Genomic DNA, 22,575 nt, shown 5'->3' with positions numbered 1-22,575 from the left:
CTGACAATAACCCTAACCCGATCCGGCCGCTCACCATGCACCTCCTTGTACGTCACCTCACCCTTGCGGCCTTTTGGGCCATCGCCATTAACGGGTTGCACGCCCAGACCATTGAAGACCAGTGGTGGGTGCCCAATGGTCCCGTGAACGCCATCGTGCGGGACTCTATATCCGGCACGGTCTACCTCGGTGGAGACTTCACCGCCGTGGGCGCGCCCGCCCGCTTCGGGGCCTGGCTCGACCCGGTCACGGGCACGCCCGACCTCAGCTGGGCGCAGCCGAACGGCTCCGTGATCAACGGCATTCCGGATGGCACCGGCGGTTGGTTCATCTGCGGCAGCTTCACGCAGGTGGGCGGTCTGCCCCGCACGCGCGTGGCCCGGCTCGCAAGCACCGGCAGCGTCACCGCGTTCAACGTGGACATACCATCGGGCACGGTGCGGCGGCTGCTCCTCAGCGGCGACACCTTGTACATGGGCGGCGACTTCACCGCGGCGAACAACCAGCGCAACCTCCTCGCGGTGAACGCCAGCACGGGCGCCTTCCTCGATCTGTTCCCGGGCGGCATCAACGGCATCGTGCGGGCCCTGGAGAAGAGCGGCAGCACCGTTTGGGCCGGTGGCAACTTCACGCGCACCAACGGCGACGGGCCCAAGCTGAGCCAGCTCGACAAGAACAGCAGCATCACGGACTGGCACTTCGTGAAGCCGGCCGGAGGCGACGTGCTCTGTTCCGCGCCGGATGGTGCCGGTGGCTGGTACATCGGTGGCACGTTCACCACCGTGGGCGGGGTGGCGCGGCTGCGGGCCGCCCGCATCAACGCGGACGGAACGCTGCACGCCTGGGACCCGAACGTGAACGCGGACGTCAACAGCATCGAGGTGGATGGCGGCAACGTGTACCTTGGCGGCACCTTCACCACGGTGGGCGGGCAGGCCCGCGGGCGCCTGGCCGCTGTGGACGCTGCCACCGGAGCCGTGCTCCCCTTCTTCGCAGGTCAGAGCATCTCGCCGGGCTTCAACGTGAACGATCTGGTGGTGAACGGAAGCGACCTGATCGTGGGCGGACGGTTCTCGTTCGCGGGGGCGACAGAGCCCTACGGAGCGAAGCTGAACATCACCACCGGCGCCGCTGACGCGAACTACGTAAACCCCGGTTCGCCCGTGTACACGTCAACCCCGGATGGCAGCGGTGGTTGGTTCATCGGAGGAACCTTCACCCAGGTGAACGGCGTGACCCGCGTCGGCGTGGCCCGCATCAACGCCGATGGCACCTTGAACCCATGGACCGCGACCAGCAACGGCAACGTGCTCGCCCTGCACTTCGATGGGTCCACGCTGTACATGGGCGGTTCGTTCACCACGGTGGGCGGACAGCCGCGGCGCCTGGTGGCAGCGGTGAACGGCACCACCGGAGCCGTGCTGCCGTTCAATGCGAACAACGTCTCCGGCACATCCGTACTGGCCTTGCACAAGGAAGGCTCCACGTTGTATGTGGGCGGCGGTTTCCTGGACATGGGTGGAACGACGCGGCAGAACCTGGCGGCATTGGATGCCACCTCCGGAGCGATCCTTCCGGGCTGGAAGCAGGTGACCAACGCGGGCGTGCGCGCCTTGACCGGGAACGGGACCGACGTGTTCGCCGGTGGCGAGTTCACCCTCACAGGCCTCGACCGTCCGAGCGGCACGGCCGTGGACCCTGTGACCGGCGAGCCGGACTTCAGCTACCTGGAGCCCAACAGCACCATCTACGCGGCCATTCCGGACGGCAGTGGCGGTTGGTACGTAGGTGGAAGCTTCGACCAGATCGGCTTCACTTCGCGCAGCCGGATCGCGCGCATCAATGCCGATGGCAGCGTGCATCCGTGGAACCCGGGCTCGAACAACATCGTGCGTTGTCTGCTGCTGCACGGCGGCGTGCTCTACGCCGGTGGCGACTTCACGCAGCTCGGCGGCCAGACCCGCAACTACATCGGAGCATTGGATGTATCGTCCGGCACGGCCACCGCGTGGAACCCCAACCTGAACGCCGCGGTGCTCATGCTCGGCACCGACGGCACGAACATCGTGGCCGGCGGCTCCTTCACTACGATGGCAGGCAACTACCAGCCGAACTACGTCTCCTTGAACCCGGCGACCGGTCTGCGTGCTTATGACGTGGGCGCCGACGGTGCCGTGAATGCGATCAAGGGCGATGGCACGGCACTGTACGCCGGCGGTGCCTTCACCGCCATGGGCCGCGCGATACGCAATGGCGCTGTGATGACCACGGGCAGCAGCAGCGCGCTTCCCGATGTGGTGATGCCCAACAGCGAAGTGCATTGCTCCATGCCCGATGGCGTGGGTGGTTGGTACATCGGCGGTGGCTTCACCGCAGTGAACGGCGTGATGCGCAACTATGCCGCCCGCATCAACGCGGACGGTACGCTGCACCCGTGGAACCCGAACGGCAACAGCGTGGTGTACAGCATGGCCTTGGGTGCAGGCGTGGTGTACTTGGGCGGGCAATTCACCACCATCGGTGGGAATACGCGCAACCGCATCGCTGCGGTGGATCCGACCACGGGTGTGGCCACGGCATGGAACCCGAACGCGAACGACATGGTGCTCGCGCTGGTGGTCGATGGCTCGAACGTGTACGCGGGAGGCCGCTTCAGCACCATTGGTGGGCAAACCCGTCAGAAACTGGCCCAGCTCGATGCCACCACGGGGCTGGCCAGCACTTGGAACGCCAACATGGCCAGTGGCACGAGTGCGTTCGTCACCGGCCTGGAACTATCCGGTGCGGGTACCCTCTACGTGGCCGGAGAATTTGGCAGCTTGGGCGGTGCGGCGAGGATCCGCGCCGGGGAGGTCAGCCTGACCACGGCCTTGGCCACATCCTGGGCGCCTTCCGGTTTTGCCGGCACTACGCTTTGCATCCGCGTGAACGACGCCAACAGCGTGTTCATCGGTCAGACCGGGGGACCCGGGATCACCAAATGGGATCGCACCACCGGCGCGCAGATCACGGGATGGAACGCGCTCGTCTCGGGCTCGGCCGTCGACATCCGGGTGGACGCGGGCGTCGTGTATTTCGGCGGCCAGTTCACCTCGGCCGGCGGTCAGGTCCGCCACCACGCCGCAGCACTGGACGCGAGCACCGCTGCACCCCTGCCATGGAACCCGATGCTGAACACCTTTTTCCTCCGCACCATTTCCATCGCCGGTGGCAACATGTTCATCGGAGGCAGCTTCACCTTGGTGAACGTGGCCTTCAGGAACCGCTTGGCGGAACTCGCACCGGTGACGGGCGCCATCACCACATGGAACCCGAACATGAACGGATCGGTGCTCGCCCTCGACTTCGACGCGACCACGGTGTACGCCGGCGGTGCCTTCACCACGGTGAACGGATCCACGGGGCGCAACCGGATCGCCGCCTTGGACCGCGCAACGGGCACCGCCACGAGCTGGTCGCCCAATGCGGACAGCGATGTGGCCGCCTTGTGGAAGAAGGACGCCAGCACGATCTACGTGGGCGGCTACTTCAACAACATCGGTGGGGCCGTGCGTTCGCGCCTGGCGGAGATCGACCTCAGCACCGGGGGAGCCACGGCATGGGATCCTTCCCCGGAGAACGGCGGCTTCACCCACGTGAAGACCGTGGCCTACGATGGGACCAGGACCTACGTGGGCGGGCAGTTCCAATACATGAAGGCCGTCACGCGCAACTATGCGGCGGCGTTCGACCATGCAACCCACACACGTACGGCGTGGAACCCGAACGGGAACAACATCGTGCATGCCCTGGCCATGAACGGCACACGCGTGGTGGCCGGCGGCGAATTCCTGAGCTTCGGCGGTGCCGTGCGCAACCGTGTGGCCGAAGTGAACGCCACTACGGGCACGGCCACGGCCTGGGATGCCAACGCGAACGGCATCGTGAACGCGGTCCGCGCATCCGCGGGCAGCGTGTTCCTTGGTGGAGCCTTCACGAACGTAGGCGCTACGGAGAGGACCCGACTGGCGGCTGTGGACGGCACCACGGGTGCGCTTCAGGCATGGGACCCCGGGGCGGATGCGACGGTACGCACGCTGTCCATCCAGGGCTCCGATGTGTTCGTCGGGGGCGACTTCCAGTTGACCAGCGGCAAGCCCCGGTCGGGATTGATGGCGGTGGACAAGTCCACCTCAGCCATCACCGCCTGGGATCCACGTGTGAGCAGTTTGAACAGCATACACCAGATGTTCATTGACGGAGGACACCTGTATGTGGGCGGCTTCTTCGGCAGCATCAAAGGCATATCGCGCAGCAGCCTGGCGGCGGTGGACCTCGTCACGGGCGTTCCCAACAGTTGGAACCCCGGGGCCAACTCGGAGGTGTACACGTTGACCAAGCAAGGTTCGAACGTCTACTGCGGCGGGGTCTTCACCACGTTGGCGGGCCAGCCGCGCAACAACCTGGGCGCCGTGGATGCGACCACCGGTGCGATCGTCGCTTGGAACCCGGCCCCGAACGGGGTGGTCCGCGCATTGGCTACCGATGGAACCAACCTGTTCATCGGTGGGGTGTTCACCAACCTGATGGCCACGGCACGCAACCGCGCGGCATCGGTGGATCTCTCCAGCTTTACGTTGAACGCATGGAACCCCAATGCGGACGGGGAGGTGAGCGACATCGCCCTGCTCGGTAACAAGGCACTCCTCACGGGGGTGTTCAACAACATCGGCGGCGATACCCGGAACTCGCTCGCCTCCTGGAACGTCGCCACCGGAACGATCAACAGCTTCAATCCCGGTGCGAACAACGACGTGCACGACCTGGTGATCAACGGAAGCACGCTTTACGTGGCAGGCGAGTTCAGCAACCTCTCCGCCACCACACGCAACCGGATCGGCGCGGTGAACGGCACCACCGGAGCCATCACCACCTGGAACCCCAATGCCAGCACCACCGTCACGGACATCGAGCTGGCCGGAAGTACGATGTACGCGTGCGGTCCCTTCACCACGATCGGCGGTGCGTCCCGCCTGCGCCTGGCCGAACTGAACCTCGCCTCCAACACGGCGACCACGTGGAATCCCGGCATTTCGGGCGGTGCCGCCACACCGAACCGGTTGACCCTGACGCCCACGAGCGTGATCGTGGCCGGTGGGTTCACCACGGCGGGCGGTCAACCGCGCGTGAACATCGCGGAGGTCGATCGCACCACCGGCCTGGCCACGGGATGGAACCCCGACCCGAACGCCACGCTGCAGACGGTGGTGTACGATGGCACGGACGTGTTCGCCGGTGGCAGCTTCACCATCATCGGCAATCAACCGCGCGCCCGCCTGGCCGCGTTGGATGCCACCGGAGCGCTCACCGCTTGGAACCCAGGTGCGGGAACCACGGTGCGGGCGCTCGCACTGGATGCGAACAACGTGTACGTCGGCGGTGACTTCACCACGGCCGGCGGCCAGCCGCGCAACCGCATCGCCGCCATCGACCGAACGACGGGTACGGCCACGGCCTGGAACCCGAACAGCAACAGCGCGGTGCACGCGCTGCACCTGAGCAATGGCGCGCTGTACGCGGGTGGCACCTTCAGCACGATCGGCGTGCTACCGCGGCTCCGTATCGCACAGATCGACCTCTCCACCGGACTGGCCACGGCATGGGCACCGACCATAACGGGCACCCAGGTGTCGGCGATCCAGCGCTCAGGCAACATCGTGTGGTTGGGCGGCTCCTTCTCCGATGTGAACGTGACACCCCGCTCCAACATCGCCAGCGTGGACGCCACCACGGGAACGCTCACGTCCTTCACCTCCAACGCGATCGGTGCAGTGAACGCCCTGCTCGTGGACGGGAATGACCTGTACGCGGGCGGCACCTTCACCCAGATCGGCGGACAGGCGCGCAACCGCTTCGCCAAACTGAACGCCACCACCGGCGTGGTGGATGCCAGCGACGCACTGGCCAACAACCCCGCACTGGGCATGGCGCACAGCGGCACCAAACTGATCACGGGCGGCAGCTTCACCTCCATCGGCGGGGCCGCGCGTGAGCGCACGGCGGTGCTGGACAAGTCCACGCTCGGCGCCACCGGTTGGGACATCGGCGCCACCAGCAACAACGTGAACGTGGTGGTCACGGACGGTGTGCGCGCCTACTTCGGCGGCCTGTTCACCACGTTCGGAGGCACCACGCGCGCCAACTTCGGTGTGGCCACGCTTTGTCCGTCACCGGTCACGTACTACCGCGACAGCGATGGCGATGGCTTCGGGGATCCGCTGGCCAGCGTGCAGCTTTGCGAGCAGGTGCCCGGGGTGGTGACGGACAACACCGACTGCAACGACACAGACGCCGCACAATACCCCAACGCCCCGTGCGACGACCTCAACGCGTGCACCTCGCCGGACGCTTACGATGCCACCTGCACTTGTGTGGGCACGCCCCTGCCCGATGGTGATGGTGACGGCACCTGCGATGCGCAGGACGGCTGCCCGGCGGACCCGCTGAAGACAGCCCCAGGCCAATGCGGTTGCGGCACACCGGACACGGACACCGATGGCGACCTGACGGCGGATTGCAACGACGGCTGCGCGGCCGATCCGTTGAAGACCGCTCCCGGCCAATGTGGCTGCGGCGTACCCGACACGGACACCGACGGCGACCTCACCGCCGATTGCAACGATGGCTGCCCGACCGACCCGCTGAAGATCGCACCGGGCCAATGCGGTTGCGGCGTTCCGGACACGGACACCGACGGTGACCTCACTGCCGACTGCAACGACGGATGCCCGACCGACCCGCTGAAGATCGCACCGGGCACCTGCGGCTGTGGCACACCCGATACGGACACCGACGGCGATGGGCTGGCGGATTGCGTGGACAACTGCCCGACGCTCTTTGGCCAGATCGGCGACGCCTGCAATGATGGCCTGCCGCTCACGGCGAACGACTCGATCTCGGTCGGATGCGTCTGCGTGGGTACGTATGGTCTGCCGGTGGGCTATCCTTCCCGGCCCGGAAGTGGCATCGCCATGCTCATGATCAATCCTGGCCAGCACATCGTGGTGGACCACACACCGGACATCAACCCGGGCAACGGTTCGTTCACGGTGGAGTTCTGGGTGCAGGACGGCCCGAACACGTTCGGTGGACCGGAAAAGGTCCTATTGTCCAAGAAGGGCAACGGCGGTGTGGGAGGTGGTGCAGGTGGATCGGAGCCGGATGGGTTCCGACTGGTGAAGGAGAACGGAAGCTTCCTGTCCTACCGGATCGAATTGACCGACGAGAATGGGGTGACCCGACAGACGAGCAGCACAGGGCTCACCCTCAACGGGATACGGCATATCTCGATGGTCTATGACGCCGTTGCGAACACAGCGTACTTCTATCTGGACGGCCACTTGTTGTCGGGTAGCGCGAGCATGACACTGGATCAGATCGATCCTTCCAACCCCTTGATCATCGGTGGCGAAGAGGCCACGGGCGCCGCAGGCATCATCAATACGTGGAGCGGCTGGATGGACGAACTGCGGATCTGGAACACGGCCTTGACCGTTGCGGAGATCCGCGACCACATGTGCAAAAAGGAACTGAGCGGGCATCCGCAGGCGGCGCATTTACAAGCGTATTACCGTTTCGACGAAGGTGCGGGCACCACATTGATCGACCTCGCCGGCCAGGACAACAATGGGACGGTGGTCAATGCGACGCCCACTTCGCCCTGGCAGACCAGCCCCATGCCGATCGGCGACATCAGTGCGCACACCTACACCGGAGGCTCCGTGACCCTGATCCAAGGCACAAGCTTCACCGTCAACAACATCACGGGCGCCACAGTGGGGCACGTGTACCGCGTGAACGAGAAGCCGAACGTGACGAACTTCAACTTCCTCACCAGCGCCGATACAAGCGAGTACTACGGTGTGTACATGAGCCACACATTCGCGATTCCGCAAGCGAGCGTTTCATGGGACTATACGACGAATGGCCTGATCGACGGATCGCCAGGTGAGGCGTCGTTGAAAATGTCCTATCGAGGGGGGAATCAGTCCCTTTCCTGGACGAGCGCTCTGCCCCCTGGCCAGGTTCTGAACACCGGTCTGAACACGATATCAGCAACTCCAGCTAACCTGATTAGCGGCGAGTACATACTCGGCTTCCACTGCCCGGGAAGTTGCGATGACGGCGACCCTTGTACCACCGGTGACGCCTACAACAGCACCTGCGCGTGTGTAAGCACACCCGTGCCGGACACCGACGGCGACGGCGCCTGCGATGCGATCGATGGCTGCCCGACCGACCCGTTGAAAACGGCCCCTGGCGCCTGCGGCTGCGGCGTACCCGATACCGATACCGATGGTGATGGTTTGGCCGATTGCAACGACTCCTGCCCGTTGGTGTTGGGACAGGTCGGCACACCCTGCGACGATGGCGACCCGCTGACCTTGAACGATCAGCTGAACGCATCATGCCTGTGTGCTGGTACCTGCAGCGACCACCCTGTGGCACTTGCACTTGCCACCGACGCCAATGGTCCACAAACGAGCTGGGAGATCAAAGTGCTCGGCGGTGCAGTGGTGTGCAGTGGTTCGGGATACGGGAACAACGGCAACTTCACTGAGAACTGCTGCCTACCCACCGGATGCTACCAACTGCTCGTGTACGACAGTTTCGGCGATGGCATGACCACTGGCGGTTACGTGCTGCGCGATGGAGGCAACAACCGCATCATCGACAACGCCACGGATGGTACATTCGGGTCCGTCAGCACCGTGCTCAACGGATTCTGCGTGCCTTTGGGAACGGATGCCCTGCAGTCGACGAGCTGCGATCTGAACGGCGTGTTCAACAATGCAGTGATCTACGCCAACCCGAACCCGGCCGTCAGCGCGCAGTACGGCGTTGGCAACCAGACCGATGACGGATACCAGTATTGGTTCTTCGATCCCGACGGCCCGTACAGCCGCACCATATTCAAGAGCCACGCGAACCCCGGCCAACCCGGTACCCCATCGGGGCCGACGGCGTGCGGCAGCATCAGGCTCAACAGCATCGTTACGAGCCCGCTGCCCACCGGTAAGCTCCTCAACGTGCGCGTACGAAGCAGGGTGAACGGCGTTTATGCCGCATATGGGCCTGCTTGCCGTCTGTTCATAGCCAACCAAACGCCCGCGTGCGTCAGCCAACTGGTGCCAACTCCGGGCGTTACCTTCAGTTGCGGCGCAACGGGCAAGTCGGTCAACGGGTCGGACAAGATCCATGCGACTTCCGTGGCTGGTGCCAACCGTTACCAGTTCGAGTTCCAACTGCCCGGGTCGGCCTATGTGCGGCTCATCTCCAGCGCTACCACGGCGCTCACGTTGAACAATTGGGCCACCAGTCCGCTGGTCTGCAGCACGCGCACCTACAATGTGCGGGTGCGCGCCAGCTTCGACAATGGTGTGACCTGGTGCAACTACGGGCCAACGTGCAGCGTGGGCATCACCAACAATAACCCGGGTTGCACGCCGTACGTCCCGAACGCGCCGGCTGCGTCAATGGACGAGGCAGTATCGCTCACGCTCTCCCCGAACCCGGTGGGCAACGGCAGGGTCAACCTTCAGATCATGGACCTGTCCAGTGATACCAAGGATGTGGTGATCGATGTGGTGGACCTCTTCGGTAAGCAGGTGATCGCCCAGCGGATCGCCACGGGTGGCGCAGAAGAGATGAGCACAGTGATCGAACTGCCAACGGGCATCGCCACTGGTGTATACCTCGTGACAGTTACCGCTGGCAACTTGCGGTACGTGGAACGGTTGGTGGTGGAGTGACCGGTATGGCCTTGAAGAAAGAAGGGCCGCCCGATGGGCGGCCCTTCTTCGTTGCGCGGATCAGTTCAATGGGCCACGGTGAGCGATGCCCGGGCAAGTTCATTTCCACCGGTTCCGACCACAACAACCTGATAACTACCGTTCTGCAAGTTGGTCAGGTCCAGCACATGCTGCACACCGCTAGCGCGTTCGTCACGGACGATGCGGCCGGCTGCATCGATGAGCCGAACAGAGGTCACCCCGTTGATCGCTCCGAACGATACAGTGGTGGCATCCGCCGACGGATTGGGCGCCAGCACCAGGGGCGCATGTTCCAGCACACCGATACCGGTGTAGATGAACGAAACCGTATCGCTGGCCAACGAACATTGCCCTCCCATGTCCACCACCACGTAGTACGTACCGCTCTGGGCCGGCTCATAGTTCTGCGAGTTCGCACCACCGATCAGGTTGCCATTGAGGTACCACCAGTAGTTCACACCGGGCGTGCTTTCCAGCCAGGCTCCGTTCACCGTGATCACCGGGGCGTCCATCTGGCAAGGGTCCACGATCTTGTACACCTTGTCGTTGCCGATGTTGGTGGCAAAGAGTTCACCCTGGAAGTTCTCACCTATGCTGCTGAAGCCGAAGAAGCTCTCGGCCAGTTGGCGCTTGCTCCAGCCACCGTTGCCATCGGGCTTCAAGCCGTAGTACTGGCCACCGCAGTAGTCGGTATAGATGTACTCGCCATACAGCTGCGGGTACTGGGTGCCGCGGTAAACGCGCCCACCGATCACACTGCACCAGCCTTGGTCAGCCTGCGGGTGCACGCTCACCGGTGCATCGTAGTTGCCGAAAGGCCCGCAGCCACCCGTGTTGTACGGTTGGTCGCCTTCGTAGCAACGCCATCCGAAGTTCGGGCCACTGTTGTCGCCAGCAGGCCAGAAATCAACCTCTTCGTACGCGTTCTGTCCCACATCACCGATCCACAGGTCGCCAGTGAGCGCGTCGAAACCGAAACGGAACGGGTTGCGCAGCCCGCTTGCCCAGATCTCAGGAAGCGTATCCATCGGGTTTGCGTTCACGAACGGATTGTCCATGGGCACCATGAAGGTGGTATCCGGGTTGCTCACATCCAATCGGATGATGTCACCCAACGGATCAGTGAGGTCCTGTGCGTTGCCGAACTGCCCCCAGGGATCGCCTGCGCTGCCTCCATCGCCAAGCGTGGCGTAGAGGTAACCATCAGGCCCGAACGCCAGATCGCCGCCATTGTGGTTCCCGGCCGGTTGTGGCCAGATGTAAATCGTATGCTCGCTGTTGCGCGCGGCACTGTCAGGGTTGTTCTGACTGGTCTGGAAGCGGCTGATCTTCGTGTAGCCCGGCCCTGTTCCACCGATGTAGTACACGTAGAAATACCGGTTGTTGGCATAGTCCGGGTCGAACGCCAGGCCCAACAAGCCCTGTTCGTTGCTTGCATCGTTCACGCTGTCCATGATGGTGAGGAAAACGGTGGGCTCCAGCGTCATGCTGTCCGTGATGATGCGGATGCGGCCTTCCTGCTTGGTGACGAACAGCCGACTATCGCCGCAATGGGCAATGTCCGTGCAACCGACCAGGCTGGGCGACCATTGCTGCAGGGCGATCTCGGGTGATGGGGTTTGGGCGAAGGAGCTGGCGCCGTAAAAGGCTGCCAGCGCGATGGTCAGGAGTCCGTTTTTGACTTGCATGGTTACTGGGTGGATGCCGCCGAAAGTACCGGCCATTGCATTCGCTCCTCCCGGTCCGGTCAGAAGCCCGGGCCTACTTTCGCCCGCCGTCCGTGCAAAGCTGACCGACGGGTTTCCCTGCACGACCACCCGAGCTCCATGTCCATAGCGGAAGAGATAGAAAAGCGGCGCACGTTCGCCATCATCAGCCACCCCGACGCCGGTAAGACCACCCTCACGGAGAAATTCCTGCTCTATGGTGGCGCCATCCAAACGGCCGGCGCGGTAAAGAGCAACAAGATCCGCAAGGGCGCCACCAGCGACTTCATGGAGATCGAACGGCAGCGCGGTATCAGCGTCAGCACCTCGGTGATGACCTTCAACTACGCCGGCAAGTCCATCAACCTGTTGGACACCCCGGGCCACCGCGACTTTGCTGAGGACACCTACCGCACGCTCACTGCCGTGGACAGCGTGGTGCTGGTCATCGACTGCGTGAAGGGCGTGGAAGCACAGACCGAGCGGCTGATGGAGGTGTGCCGCATGCGCAACACACCGGTCATCGTGTTCATCAACAAGATGGACCTGGAGGGACGGGACCCGTACGACCTGCTGGACGAGGTCGAGAACAAGCTGTCCATCAAAGTGCGGCCATTGAGCTGGCCCATCGGCATCGGTGCCACCTTCCAAGGTGTCTACGATCTGTACGACCGCGACCTGAAGCTGTTCGAAAGCGTGAAGACGAAGGTGGAAGGTGCAAGCCTGCACTTCGATGACCTGAGCGACCCGGGGCTTGATGCACAGCTCGGCGAAGACCCGGCTAACACGCTCCGCCATGATGTGGAACTCATCGATGGTGTGTACGACACCTTCAGCGTTGAGGACTACCGCGCCGCGCGCATTGCACCGGTGTTCTTCGGCAGCGCGTTCAACAACTTCGGTGTGAAGGAGGTGCTCGACGCCTTCGTGCGCATTGCACCACCGCCCGGCCCACGCCCGTCCGACTCCGGTGTGGTGGAGCCTACCGACAAGAAGTTCAGCGGCTTCATATTCAAGATCCACGCGAACCTGGACCCCAACCACCGCGACCGCATCGCCTTCCTGCGCGTGTGCAGCGGGCGCTTCGAGCGCAACACGTACTACCACCACGTGCGCTTGGACAAACAAGTCCGGTTCGCCAACCCCACCAACTTCCTCGCTGCCAGCAAAACACTGGTGGAAGAAGCATGGCCAGGCGATGTCATCGGCTTGTTCGATACGGGCAACTTCAAGATCGGCGACACGCTCACCGCGGGACAACGGTTCAATTTCGGCGGTATCCCCTCCTTCTCGCCCGAGCTTTTCCGCGAACTTGTGAACAAAGACCCGATGCGCAGCAAGCAGCTCGACAAGGGGATCCGGCAGCTCACGGACGAAGGGGTTGCACAGCTCTTCGTGAACCCGATCGGCAGCAAGAAGATCGTGGGGTGCGTGGGTGAACTGCAGTTCGAAGTGATCGCCTACCGGTTGGAGCACGAGTACGGCGCCAAGTGTGAGTTCCAACACATACAAGCACACAAGGCCTGCTGGCTGACGAGCAGTGATGAGGCCGCTTTGGACGATTTCTGCCGGATCAAGATGCAGCAGATCGTGCTCGACAAGGACGGCAACCGGGTGTTCATGGCCCCTAGCGCCTACATCCTTGACCTGGAGCGCCGCGAGAACCCGGCCATCGAGTTCCACACCACCAGCGAATTCAAGACGGCCGTGCATGCCTGAAACGAAAGAGCCCCGCACAGGGTGCAGGGCTCTTGAACGGGTCGGTCGGATCTACTTGTTGGCAGCAGCCCACTTGGCCATTTGGGCCTCGGTGAGGATGTGGCTCAACTGGTCGTTGGTCCACGTATCCCAGTGCTGGTAGTGCAGCTTCATGTCGGCCTCCTTGTCGGCGGCGGTCATGCCCTCGGCCATTTCATAGCGCGCGTTGATGGCCGCGAATTGCGTCTCCACCTTCCGGTACACCTCCGTGACCTTTTCGCGCTGTTCGGTTGACAGGCTCACCGTCTTGTCCACCAGCGCCACGCGCTTTTCCACCACTGCCGCCATGGCCGGGGTTTCGGTAACGTTGATCTGGCGGTCTTGGGCATCTTGAGCGTTGACCAAGCCGACGATGCCGACGAAGGCAAGGGTAATGAAGGTACGTGCCATGGTTCTGAAGGTTGAGGCGAATGTATGCCGATCGCTAGACGGGTGCCCATGGGGGGGCGTTGCCTCCGGTACACGTCGGGGTGTTGAAAGGCGCGGAACAAACTTTGCAAACGCCCCGATCGTCGTTTTGGCAGGGAAATACTTTGGCCGCATGCTCAGAAACCTCCTGACCACCACCGTGGTGGCCTTCTCTCTTGGGTCGTTCGCACAAGCCCCCAATGGGGATCAACGGCGCCTGGATGTAACCGTGAAGGGCGTCTCCAAGGACACGGTGTTCCTGGCCAACTATTACGGCAACAAGCTCTACTACGCCGACACGGCCATGGCCGATGCCAAGGGCCGGGTGGTCTTCGACCGTGCCAAGGGCTACAAGTCCGGGGTATATGCTGTGGTGGTACCCGGGCCGAAGTACTTCGAAGTGCTGTTAGATGAAGCAGAGGTGGTCCTGGAATCGGACACCACGGACCTGCTTGGCCGGTTGGTAGTGAAGAGGAGCGTGCAGAACCAACTCTTCAACGATTACATCAAGTACCTCAACGCCCAGCGCAAAACTGCTGAACAGCTCCGCGTGAAAATGGACGCGGCCTCCTCCATGGCCGAGCGCGATGCTCTGAAAGCGCAACAACGCGGAATGGACCAGTCCATCCGCGACTACCAGGACGGCGTGCGGGCAAAAGCCCCCGGCACCCTGCTGGCCCTCATCATGGGCATGAGCACGCAACGCGAGGCCTTGCGCCCACTGAAAGCGGACGGCAGCTTGGACAGCGCGGCATCCTACTTCGCCAACCGCGCCCGCTTTTGGGACGACACCGACCTGAAGGATGAACGCATCGTGCGCACGCCGGTGTTCCACAACAAGTTCAACGATTACTTCAGCAACAAGTACCTGCCGCAGATCCCCGACACACTGAACAAGCTCTACGACGAGTTCATCAACAAGCTCGGTCCAAGCGAGGAGCTGTTCAAATTCGTGGTGCACAACCTCACGTACATGGCCGAGACGAGCGACATCATGGGCATGGACGCGGTGTTCGTGCACATGGCACAGACGTACTACTGCGGAACGCCCGGCCGGGCCCCGTGGATGCCCAAGGACAAGTTGGACAAGATGTGCGAGCGGGCGAAGAAGCAGGCCCCGTTGGTGATCGGTGCCAAGAGCAAGAACCTGATCCTGCCCGACACCGCCGAAGGCAACTGGAAGAGCTTGCACCACATGCCCGAGGAGTACATCGTGCTGGTGTTCTGGGAAAGTTCCTGCGGCCACTGCAAGAAGGAAGTGCCCGAACTGCACAAGGTGTGGAAGGAAGAACTACAGGCCATGGACGTGGGCGTATATGCCGTGTGCAAAGCCACCGACAGCACCATGATGGAGAACTGGAAGAAGTTCATCGTGGAGCACAAGCTCGACTGGACGAACGTGGGCCTCACGTGGCACGTGTACGAAGGCGCACGCAAGGAGCCCTACAAATACATCCCGAAATTCACCACGCTGGAGAGCCTGAACTACGCCGACACCTACGATGTATACGCCACGCCCAAGGTCTTCATCCTGGACCGCGACCGGAAGTTCGTGGCGAAGTCGCTGAACCCCGACCAGATCGCTGACCTGATCAAGCGGCTGCGCGAGCAGAAGACGAGGAAGGAGAAGAAGGCGGAGGAGTGAATATCCCCCTGTAGTAGGTGGCTTGCCACAGAAGAACCTCGCTCGAAACCTCAGGCCGCGTGGGGTGAGACTGCGTCCGAAGCGCTCAGTTGAGTTGTTCATGCTTCCCTTGCTCAAAAGGCAAATCCTGAACAATAGAATCATTCTCGAACAAGGTACGCCCAAGGAATTCACCTTTCAAGCTGTAGTAGTAGGTCCAACCATCTCGACCACCTTCTCGATAAAGGCTAACCGTAGAGAGCAGTCCGTTGGGGTAGAACGAATACCTCAACTCCCCACCTTCAGCTTTGTGCAACAAAAGTTCATTCACCCCCGCAGTGCCCACCACTGAAACTTCAATCCTCGCATCAGACTGATCATCGTAAACAACGATGTGATTTGTGGAATCCGGGGCGAACGAATGGTGAATCCAATTCGAGTTGTTCGAGTCAACCTGCATCTCGCGCTCTTCACAGGAGGATACCAAAGCAGATCCAAAGCAGAGCATGGGATAAACGAGAATTCTTACGGTACTGGTCATGTGCATTGATCTAAGCCAGGTCTTCGTTCCAGAGAGCCAAGCGACCGACAATAGCTCATCGTGACGATCGGTCTCATAGCCAATGGCTTAACCGCATTAAATCACTCCTCCGTATCGTTCCGCCAGATGGCCTCGCTGATGGGCTGGCCGTTCTTGAAATAGTTGGTGCCCCACTTGGCGATGACCTTGCTGTACACATCGGCCTTGTTGCCTTGCACCACGATGCGGCGGATGATGACCTTGTTGCCTTCGGTAAGACTTTCCTCGGTGACACCTTGCGGGTACTCGGTGGCCAGCTTGGTGGGGTTGTAGTCGCGGTAGTCCTTGGCTTGGTTCACCTCGATGCCGTTCAGTTGGTCCTTCGCGGCCAAGCGGGCATCCTCGGCAGCCTTCAGGCGCGCGCTCTCCTGCGAGCCGTTGCGGGCCTTGTCGGCGTCCATGCGCTGCTGGTTGTTGCCGGCCATTTCGTTGCCCTTGGCCTGGCGGTCGGCAGCAGCGCGTTGCTGGTTCATGGTGTTCTGCACCTCCGTCTCGCGGCGTTGCGCATGGGCGTCCGCACGCTCCTGCTCGGCCACGTAGTACTGTTCGGCCTTGTGGGCCGCGTTGTCGATCTGAGATCGGTGCTGATCGTTCCAGCCGGCCACCTTGTCGCTGGCGGCTTGCTCGGTACCCACCTTGGTGGCGTAGGCTGCATCACGCGCGGTGGCGGAGCGCTCGGCCCGTTGGCGCTCGGCTTCGGCCAACGCTTCCTTCTGTGCGGCCACCATCTCCGCATAGGTCATGCGCTTCTGCTCGTTGCCTGAATAGAGCTGTGCTGATCCGGCTTCGTAGTTCTGCTTCTGTTCCGTGCCCGCTTCGCGCCGAGCGGCGGCCTCATCGGCGTCGGTGGCTTCGCGCTCGCTGGCGTCACGCTTCAGCTTCTTGATCTTCTCCAGTTTCTCGGCTTCCTCCCGTTCACGGGCTTCACGCATGAAACGTTCAGCGTCCTCGGCAGTGGCGTTGTCCACGCGCACGTTCGTGGGCTTCTCGATCGGTTTGGCCGCAGCCTCGCGTTCGCGCGCCAGGCGCTCCTCCTCTTCCTTGCGGGCCAGTTCAGCCAGCAACTTGTCGATCTGCTCGATCTTGGCTTGCGGATAGGTCTCACCCGGTTTTACGTCCAGGGCCTGCGCGTAAAGCGAACGGGCTTCCTGGTAAGCCTTCTCCCCCATTTTGCCGTCGGCATCGGTGATGAGGGCCATGTAACGCTCTTGCAGTTCCTTCTCCGATAAGAGCTTATTGCGCTCCTCCTCCGCCCTTAGGCGGGCCGCTTCTGCTTCTTCCGCTTCGCGGCGCTTGCGCTCCTCTTCCGCGCGGAGCCGTTCCGCCTCCAGGCGCTCTGCCTCCGACTTGTCCTTGAGCCGTTGGGCCATGGTGTCCTCAATGAGCTGCAGGCGGTCCGTGGGGTACTTCTCGCCGGGTTTGATCGCGAGCGCTTCCGTGTAACGGTCCCGCGCCACATCGAAGTTGTCACCATCGAAGGCGAGGTCCGCGGCAGCGATCGCCTCGCGGTATTGGCGCTCGATGGCTTCCTGTCCTTCCCGTTTTGCGCGTTCCTCGGCCTCCAACCGTGCTCGTTCGGCAGCGTCCTTCTCGGCAGCCAAGCGGTCTGCGGCATCCTTGTCGGCACGCTCCTTCAGGATGCGGTCGATCTCAGCGATGCGATCGGTCGGGTGTTTCTCGTCGGGCTTGACCGAGAGCGCATCATTGTAGCCGGTGCGTGCATTGTCCAGTTGGTCCGCACTGAAGGCTTTGTCGGCCCGTGCGATGGCATCCGCGTATTGTTTCTCCTTCTCCGCCCTCTCACGTTCCAACCGTTCCGCTTCGGCCTTCGCTCTTGCGTCGGAATCCAACTGCGAGTTGATGGCCGCAATACGCTCGGTGGGATGCTGTTCACCGGGCTTCAGCACCAGCGCATCCTGATAATCCTTCAGTGCCTCGGTCAGCTTCTTTCCATCGAACTCCCCGTCGGCCTTCTGGATGAGCGCGGCGTACTTGGCTTCAAGCTCTTGCTTCTTCTTGGCCTCTTCTTCCTGGCGCTTGAGGTCGGCCAGCTTCGCGTCGATCTCCGTGATGCGGTCCCTTGGGTACTTCTCCTCCGGCTTCACCTTGCCCGCTTCAACGAACTTCTCGCGTGCACCGGCATAGCCTTCATTGCGGAACATCTCGTTGCCCTCATCCACCAGCTTGTTGTACTTGGCATCGATCTCTGCCTTCTTCTTGGCCTCTTCATCGGCCTTCGCTTTGTCCGCGATCTTCTTGTCGATGGCCAAGAGCTGGTCCTTCGGGTACTTCTCGTCCTTCTTCAAGCCCAAGGCCTCGTTGTATTTGGCGCGGGCCTCCTCGAACATGTCGGTGGCGAAAGCACCATCAGCCGCAACGATCGCGGCGTTATAGGCCGCGTCGAGCTGGCGTTTCTTCTCTGCCTCATCGGCCTGCTTGGCGAGGTCGGCGATGCGCTTGTCAATGGCCAGTAGTTGGTCCTTGGGGTACTTCTCATCCTTCTTCAGGCCCAAGGCTTCATTGTACTTGGCCTTCGCCTCATCGAATTTGTCCGCACCGAAAGCGGCGTCGCCAGCCTTCACGGCAGCGTTGTAGTTGTCGTCGAGTTCCTTCTTCAGGCGGTCCTGCTCGGCCTTGTCGGCTTGCTCCTTCAGCTTTTGGGCGATGGCCGCGATCTGGTCCACAGGATACTTCTCCTCAGCTTTGTAGGTGAGCGCTTCCTCGTACTTCGCCTTTGCCGGATCGTAGTTGCCCGCTTTGAAGGCGGCGTCGGCGGCCGTGATGGCCGCCGTGTACTTGGCTTCCAGCTCCTTGCGCTTCTTTTCCTCTTCGGCTTTCAAGCGGTCTTCCTCGGCCTTCTTGGCCAGCTCATCCAGTTTCTTGGTGATGGCCGCCAACTGGTCTTTCGGATACTGCTCGGCGGGTTTCACGCCCAAGGCTTCATTGTACTTGCCCCGTGCGTCCTCGTACTTCTCTCCTTTGAAGGCAAGGTCCGCCGCGGCAATGGCGGCTTTGTACTTCTCCTCCAGCTCCTTGGCCTTCTTGTCTTCTTCCGCCTTCTTGGCCAATTCGGCCAGCAGCGTGTCGCACTCCTTGATCTTTTGCGGCGGGTAGGGATCGTCCTTCAGGGCATCGGCCGCCACGAACTTGGTCTTTGCCCCGGCATAGTCCTTCTTCACGAACAAGGCATCGCCCTCCTTGATGAGCGCCGCGTATTCCGCCTCGCGCTTTTTGTCGCCTTCCAGTTCGGCCAGCTTCATCTGGGCATCACTGAGCTTGGCTTTTGCAACAGGATCGTTGGCTTTGATGGCCAACGCCGCGTTGAACTTCTCCACGGCCTTGGCATATTCCTTCGAGGTCATGGCCGCCGTGCCTTCCGTCATCAACTTGGCGAAGTCGGCCTCTGCACCGGCTTCGCGTTTGCGCTTCTCGTCGTACTCGCGCAGCAACCGGGCCTGCTCGTTGCGCATTTGCTCCGTGTAGGCCATGTCCCAGCTGATGGTACCCGTTGTTCCATCGAACTTGGCCTTGCCGAACGGTTGCTCCAGAATGCTGAAGTCCATGTCCGGTATGGTGGCCAGCATGGTGAAATCGATGTTCATGCCGAGACCACCGCTACGGTCCTCCTCCGGAACGTTCCTGGTATCGATCAGGATGTTCTTGCCCACATAGCCCTGCTTGCTGCACATGAGCTTGTAGTCAGCCCCGAAATCCACGTTCAGCTCGTACTTGCCACTGGCATTGGTCACCGTCTCGGCCAGCTTCTGCCCGTTCTTGAAGATGGTGACCGTTACCCCATCCAGCTTTTTGGCCGTGGAGTAGTCCTTCACCGTACCGTAGATGTACACATCGTCCACCTGGGCCACGAGCGGTGCGGCGAGGAAGGAGATCAAGAGAATAAAGGCCGACCGCAGCAACGAGCGGCTGTGGCGAGGGCGGGCGTTCCGGCGAGCGTCCATTCAGAGCGGCAAGTTAACCATGGGAAGGGGTGGCGTCAGGTGGCAGGCTAGCTTTCCGCCGACAACATGCGATCGATCTGGCAGGAACGTGACTTCCGTGCACCGGCCACCGGGCAAAGCAGCGGTGGTGGCCATGCCGAGGTGGTCATTGTAGGTGCTGGGATCGTCGGGTTGTTCACGGCGCTTCACTACAAACGCGCCAATCCACGGCACCGTGTGGTAGTGCTGGAGCGCGGACCCTTGCCGGACGGCGCCACAATGCGCAACGCCGGGTTCGCCTGCTTCGGAAGCCCCAGCGAACTGCTGGCCGATATGGCCAAGGAGGGTGAAGAAGCAGCTCTGGCGCGGGTGGAGGAACGATGGCTTGGTCTTCAAGAGCTGCGCGGGGAATTGGGGGATGATCGGATCGGCTTTGAGGGCACGGGCGGGTACGAACTGTTCGGCGAAGGCGACCCGCTGTACAACCGTGTTGCCGATGGGTTCGATCGGCTCAACAGTGCGTTGCGGGGCATCTTCGGGAGAACTGTCTATGAATGGCGGACAGAGCGGATAGGTGACCTGGGCTTGACGTGTGAACACTTGGCCTTCACTCCATTGGAAGGGCCCGTTCACAGTGGAAAGCTGGTTTCAACCTTGCTGGCGAAGGCCTCGGAAGCGGGTGTGGACATCCATTTCAGCCAAGAGGTGCTGGACTTGGAAGAACAGAGCGGCAGAGTCTTGGTCAGCACCCGTGCAGGGCACAGCTGGACAGGCGACCGCATCGTGGTGGCCACGAACGGGTACGCCAAAGACCTTCTTCCCGAACTGGACGTTGTTCCCGCTCGTGGCCAGGTGGTGGTCACCTCTCCCATTCCCGGCCTGAAATTCAAAGGGACATTCCACGCCCACGAGGGATTTTACTACTTCCGCGACTTCGAGGGCGGTGTGCTGCTGGGTGGAGGCCGGCACTTGGACATGGCCGGTGAAGCAACCGCAGAGCATTCCAGTACTCCATTGATCCAACAAGACCTCGAACGCATGCTCCGTGAGGTCATCCTTCCTGGCCAACCGTTCACTGTGGCACATCGTTGGGCCGGCATCATGGGCTTCCGGTCAACGGGCAAGACCCCACTGGTGGAGCGGTTGAGCGAGCGGGTGGTATGCGCCGTTGGCCTCAGTGGCATGGGCGTGGCCATCGGCATACGGGTGGCCCGCAAGGCGGCACGCTTGGTGGCTGAATGAAGAAGGACCGCCCCTAAAGCGGTCCTTCTTCCTTGAGCCTCCTTTCGGATTTGAACCGAAGACCTGCTCATTACGAATGAGCTGCTCTACCGCTGAGCTAAGGAGGCTTTTAGGGGCGGCAAATGTAGAAGGGCATTCCACATTGCCGCCCCAGAGCATCAAAGCTTCTGGAAGCGCGCAATGGCGCCGCCTAAGCTGAGCACGTAGGCACCGGGTGCCAAGGCAGCAACATCCACCGCCGTACGGCCTGTTGCAGCCACACCGCCGTTCAACACCTCGCGTCCGCTGTGGTCCAGCACGCGGAAGGTCGTGTTACCGGCAAGAGGAGCTTGAACGAAAAGCACGTCCGCGGCCGGGTTCGGCGCCACAACCAGTGCGCTGCCGCTTACCGCAGCCAAGCCTTGGCTGGCGCGAACATCCAACGCCAGCTTGCCCGGATTCGGGCCCACTGTACCGACGCTCGTCATGTTGCCCAAGAGGTCCATAGTGAAGAGCTCGCCGGTGCTGAAGAAGTCGGTGGTGGTGGCGTAGAGGATGTTGTTCACCGCGTCGTTCACCGTACCGTAGATGGCTTGAGTGGCGCTGAGCGTATCGATGATCTCTTCGCTGTTGATGTCGTAGCGCGCTACCTGGCCCACCGAGTATTCCATGAAGTAGATCTTCTCCTGGGCCATTTCGCTTGCCGCGCATCCGCTACCGAAGGTGAGGTTCTCCGTAAGCTCATGCTGGCCGTTCACCAAGTTGATCCGGCTGACGCTGGAACCGGTGAAGTCCTTGTTGTTGAGCGTCCACAGTTCATTGCCGTTCACCATGAGGTTCTCCGGGTTGATGCCATCAGGGCCGAGGTCCACTTCGCTGTAGCTCTCGTTCACCAGGTCCAGCACGCCCACGTAACCCACGGCGTTGCCCCACTCGAAACCATTGTTCACGGCGATGTAGGCCTTGTCGCCCACCACTACCACGTCTTCACCACTGTGCTCCAACCCATCGGCCGGTGCAACGATGTAGTCGAGGTCGAGCGTGTTCTTGTCGCGCACCTCCAGGTAGTGCGGCAAGCCGCCCACTTCGCCACGGCTAAGGATGAGCTTGTCGTTCCAGAAGTCGAACCGACGAATGCCCTGCACGGTCTCCTGGTCCACGAGCGCGTAGGTGTCGGCATCGTACTTCAACAGCAGGTTGTCGGCACCTACATAGATGTGCCCTCCGTGCACCTGCACGTGCGTGCCGAAGCGCGGACCTGTGATGGTGGCCACCGCCGTGGTGGTGCCCAGCACCGGATCATAGGCGAAGAGCTTCACGGGCTCCACCTGCGTTTGGGTGTTGAAGTCGAAGTAGCCTTCGCTGAGCACCAGCACTTGGTGCACGTACTGCTGCGCGCCGGCCCATGTGGCTACAGCGAGCAAACCGGAAGTGAGGATCGAACGGTACATGGAGAGGGGGGTTTGTTTGCCGCTTTCACCGAGCGGCGTTGGTGATGTGAAACCACCGGGGCGCGAGGATGCCTGTA

General features: G+C 61.9%; 9 protein-coding genes and 1 tRNA gene. 4 read left to right on the top strand and 6 right to left on the bottom strand.

The genetic code is table 11. The annotated features are described in order from the left end of the window. The first annotated feature begins 35 nt into the window (after positions 1–35). Complete coding sequence (locus tag IPJ76_15445; protein QQR85982.1) at positions 36–9,791, top strand: T9SS type A sorting domain-containing protein; 9,756 nt, start codon at positions 36–38, stop codon at positions 9,789–9,791. Positions 9,792–9,856: 65 nt separating this feature from the next. Here the strand turns inward: IPJ76_15445 and IPJ76_15440 are convergent, their stop codons facing one another. Further along, positions 9,857–11,500: a PQQ-dependent sugar dehydrogenase gene (locus IPJ76_15440; GenBank protein ID QQR85981.1), complete on the bottom strand. Its 1,644-nt coding sequence runs from the start codon at positions 11,498–11,500 to the stop codon at positions 9,857–9,859. Between the two features lie 138 nt (positions 11,501–11,638). Between IPJ76_15440 and IPJ76_15435 the strand changes: the two genes are divergently transcribed. Further along, entirely contained in the window at positions 11,639–13,237 is a 1,599-nt protein-coding gene (locus tag IPJ76_15435) for a peptide chain release factor 3 (GenBank protein ID QQR85980.1), read from the top strand. Positions 13,238–13,288: 51 nt separating this feature from the next. Here the strand turns inward: IPJ76_15435 and IPJ76_15430 are convergent, their stop codons facing one another. Next, positions 13,289–13,666 carry a hypothetical protein gene (locus IPJ76_15430; protein ID QQR85979.1) on the bottom strand — a complete coding sequence of 126 codons (378 nt, stop codon included), beginning with the start codon at positions 13,664–13,666 and terminating at the stop codon, positions 13,289–13,291. Positions 13,667–13,817: 151 nt separating this feature from the next. Here IPJ76_15430 and IPJ76_15425 point away from each other — a divergent pair, with 151 nt between their 5' ends. Then, the gene (locus IPJ76_15425; GenBank protein ID QQR85978.1) at positions 13,818–15,329 is read left to right on the top strand and encodes a DUF5106 domain-containing protein; all 1,512 of its coding nucleotides are present in this window, start codon (positions 13,818–13,820) and stop codon (positions 15,327–15,329) included. Positions 15,330–15,414: 85 nt separating this feature from the next. Here the strand turns inward: IPJ76_15425 and IPJ76_15420 are convergent, their stop codons facing one another. Then, a complete protein-coding gene (locus IPJ76_15420; protein QQR85977.1) occupies positions 15,415–15,849 on the bottom strand; it encodes a hypothetical protein in 435 nt (144 codons plus the stop codon). A gap of 101 nt (positions 15,850–15,950) precedes the next feature. Further along, complete coding sequence (locus IPJ76_15415) at positions 15,951–19,847, bottom strand: hypothetical protein (GenBank protein ID QQR85976.1); 3,897 nt, start codon at positions 19,845–19,847, stop codon at positions 15,951–15,953. 66 nt (positions 19,848–19,913) lie between these two features. Between IPJ76_15415 and IPJ76_15410 the strand changes: the two genes are divergently transcribed. Continuing rightward, entirely contained in the window at positions 19,914–21,068 is a 1,155-nt protein-coding gene (locus IPJ76_15410) for an FAD-binding oxidoreductase (protein ID QQR85975.1), read from the top strand. 35 nt (positions 21,069–21,103) lie between these two features. Here IPJ76_15410 and IPJ76_15405 read toward each other — a convergent pair. Together IPJ76_15405 and IPJ76_15400 are read right to left on the bottom strand one after the other, a co-directional pair. After that, a tRNA-Thr gene (locus IPJ76_15405) sits at positions 21,104–21,175 on the bottom strand. Between the two features lie 51 nt (positions 21,176–21,226). After that, positions 21,227–22,498, bottom strand: coding sequence for a hypothetical protein (locus IPJ76_15400; GenBank protein ID QQR85974.1), 1,272 nt, complete (start codon positions 22,496–22,498; stop codon positions 21,227–21,229). Positions 22,499–22,575: the final 77 nt, after the last annotated feature.

This window comes from Flavobacteriales bacterium (assembly GCA_016699575.1).
Classification (GTDB): Bacteria; Bacteroidota; Bacteroidia; order Flavobacteriales_F; family PHOS-HE28; genus PHOS-HE28.
Note: the sequence above shows the minus strand (reverse complement) of the source record. Positions and strands in the feature narration are given on the sequence as shown.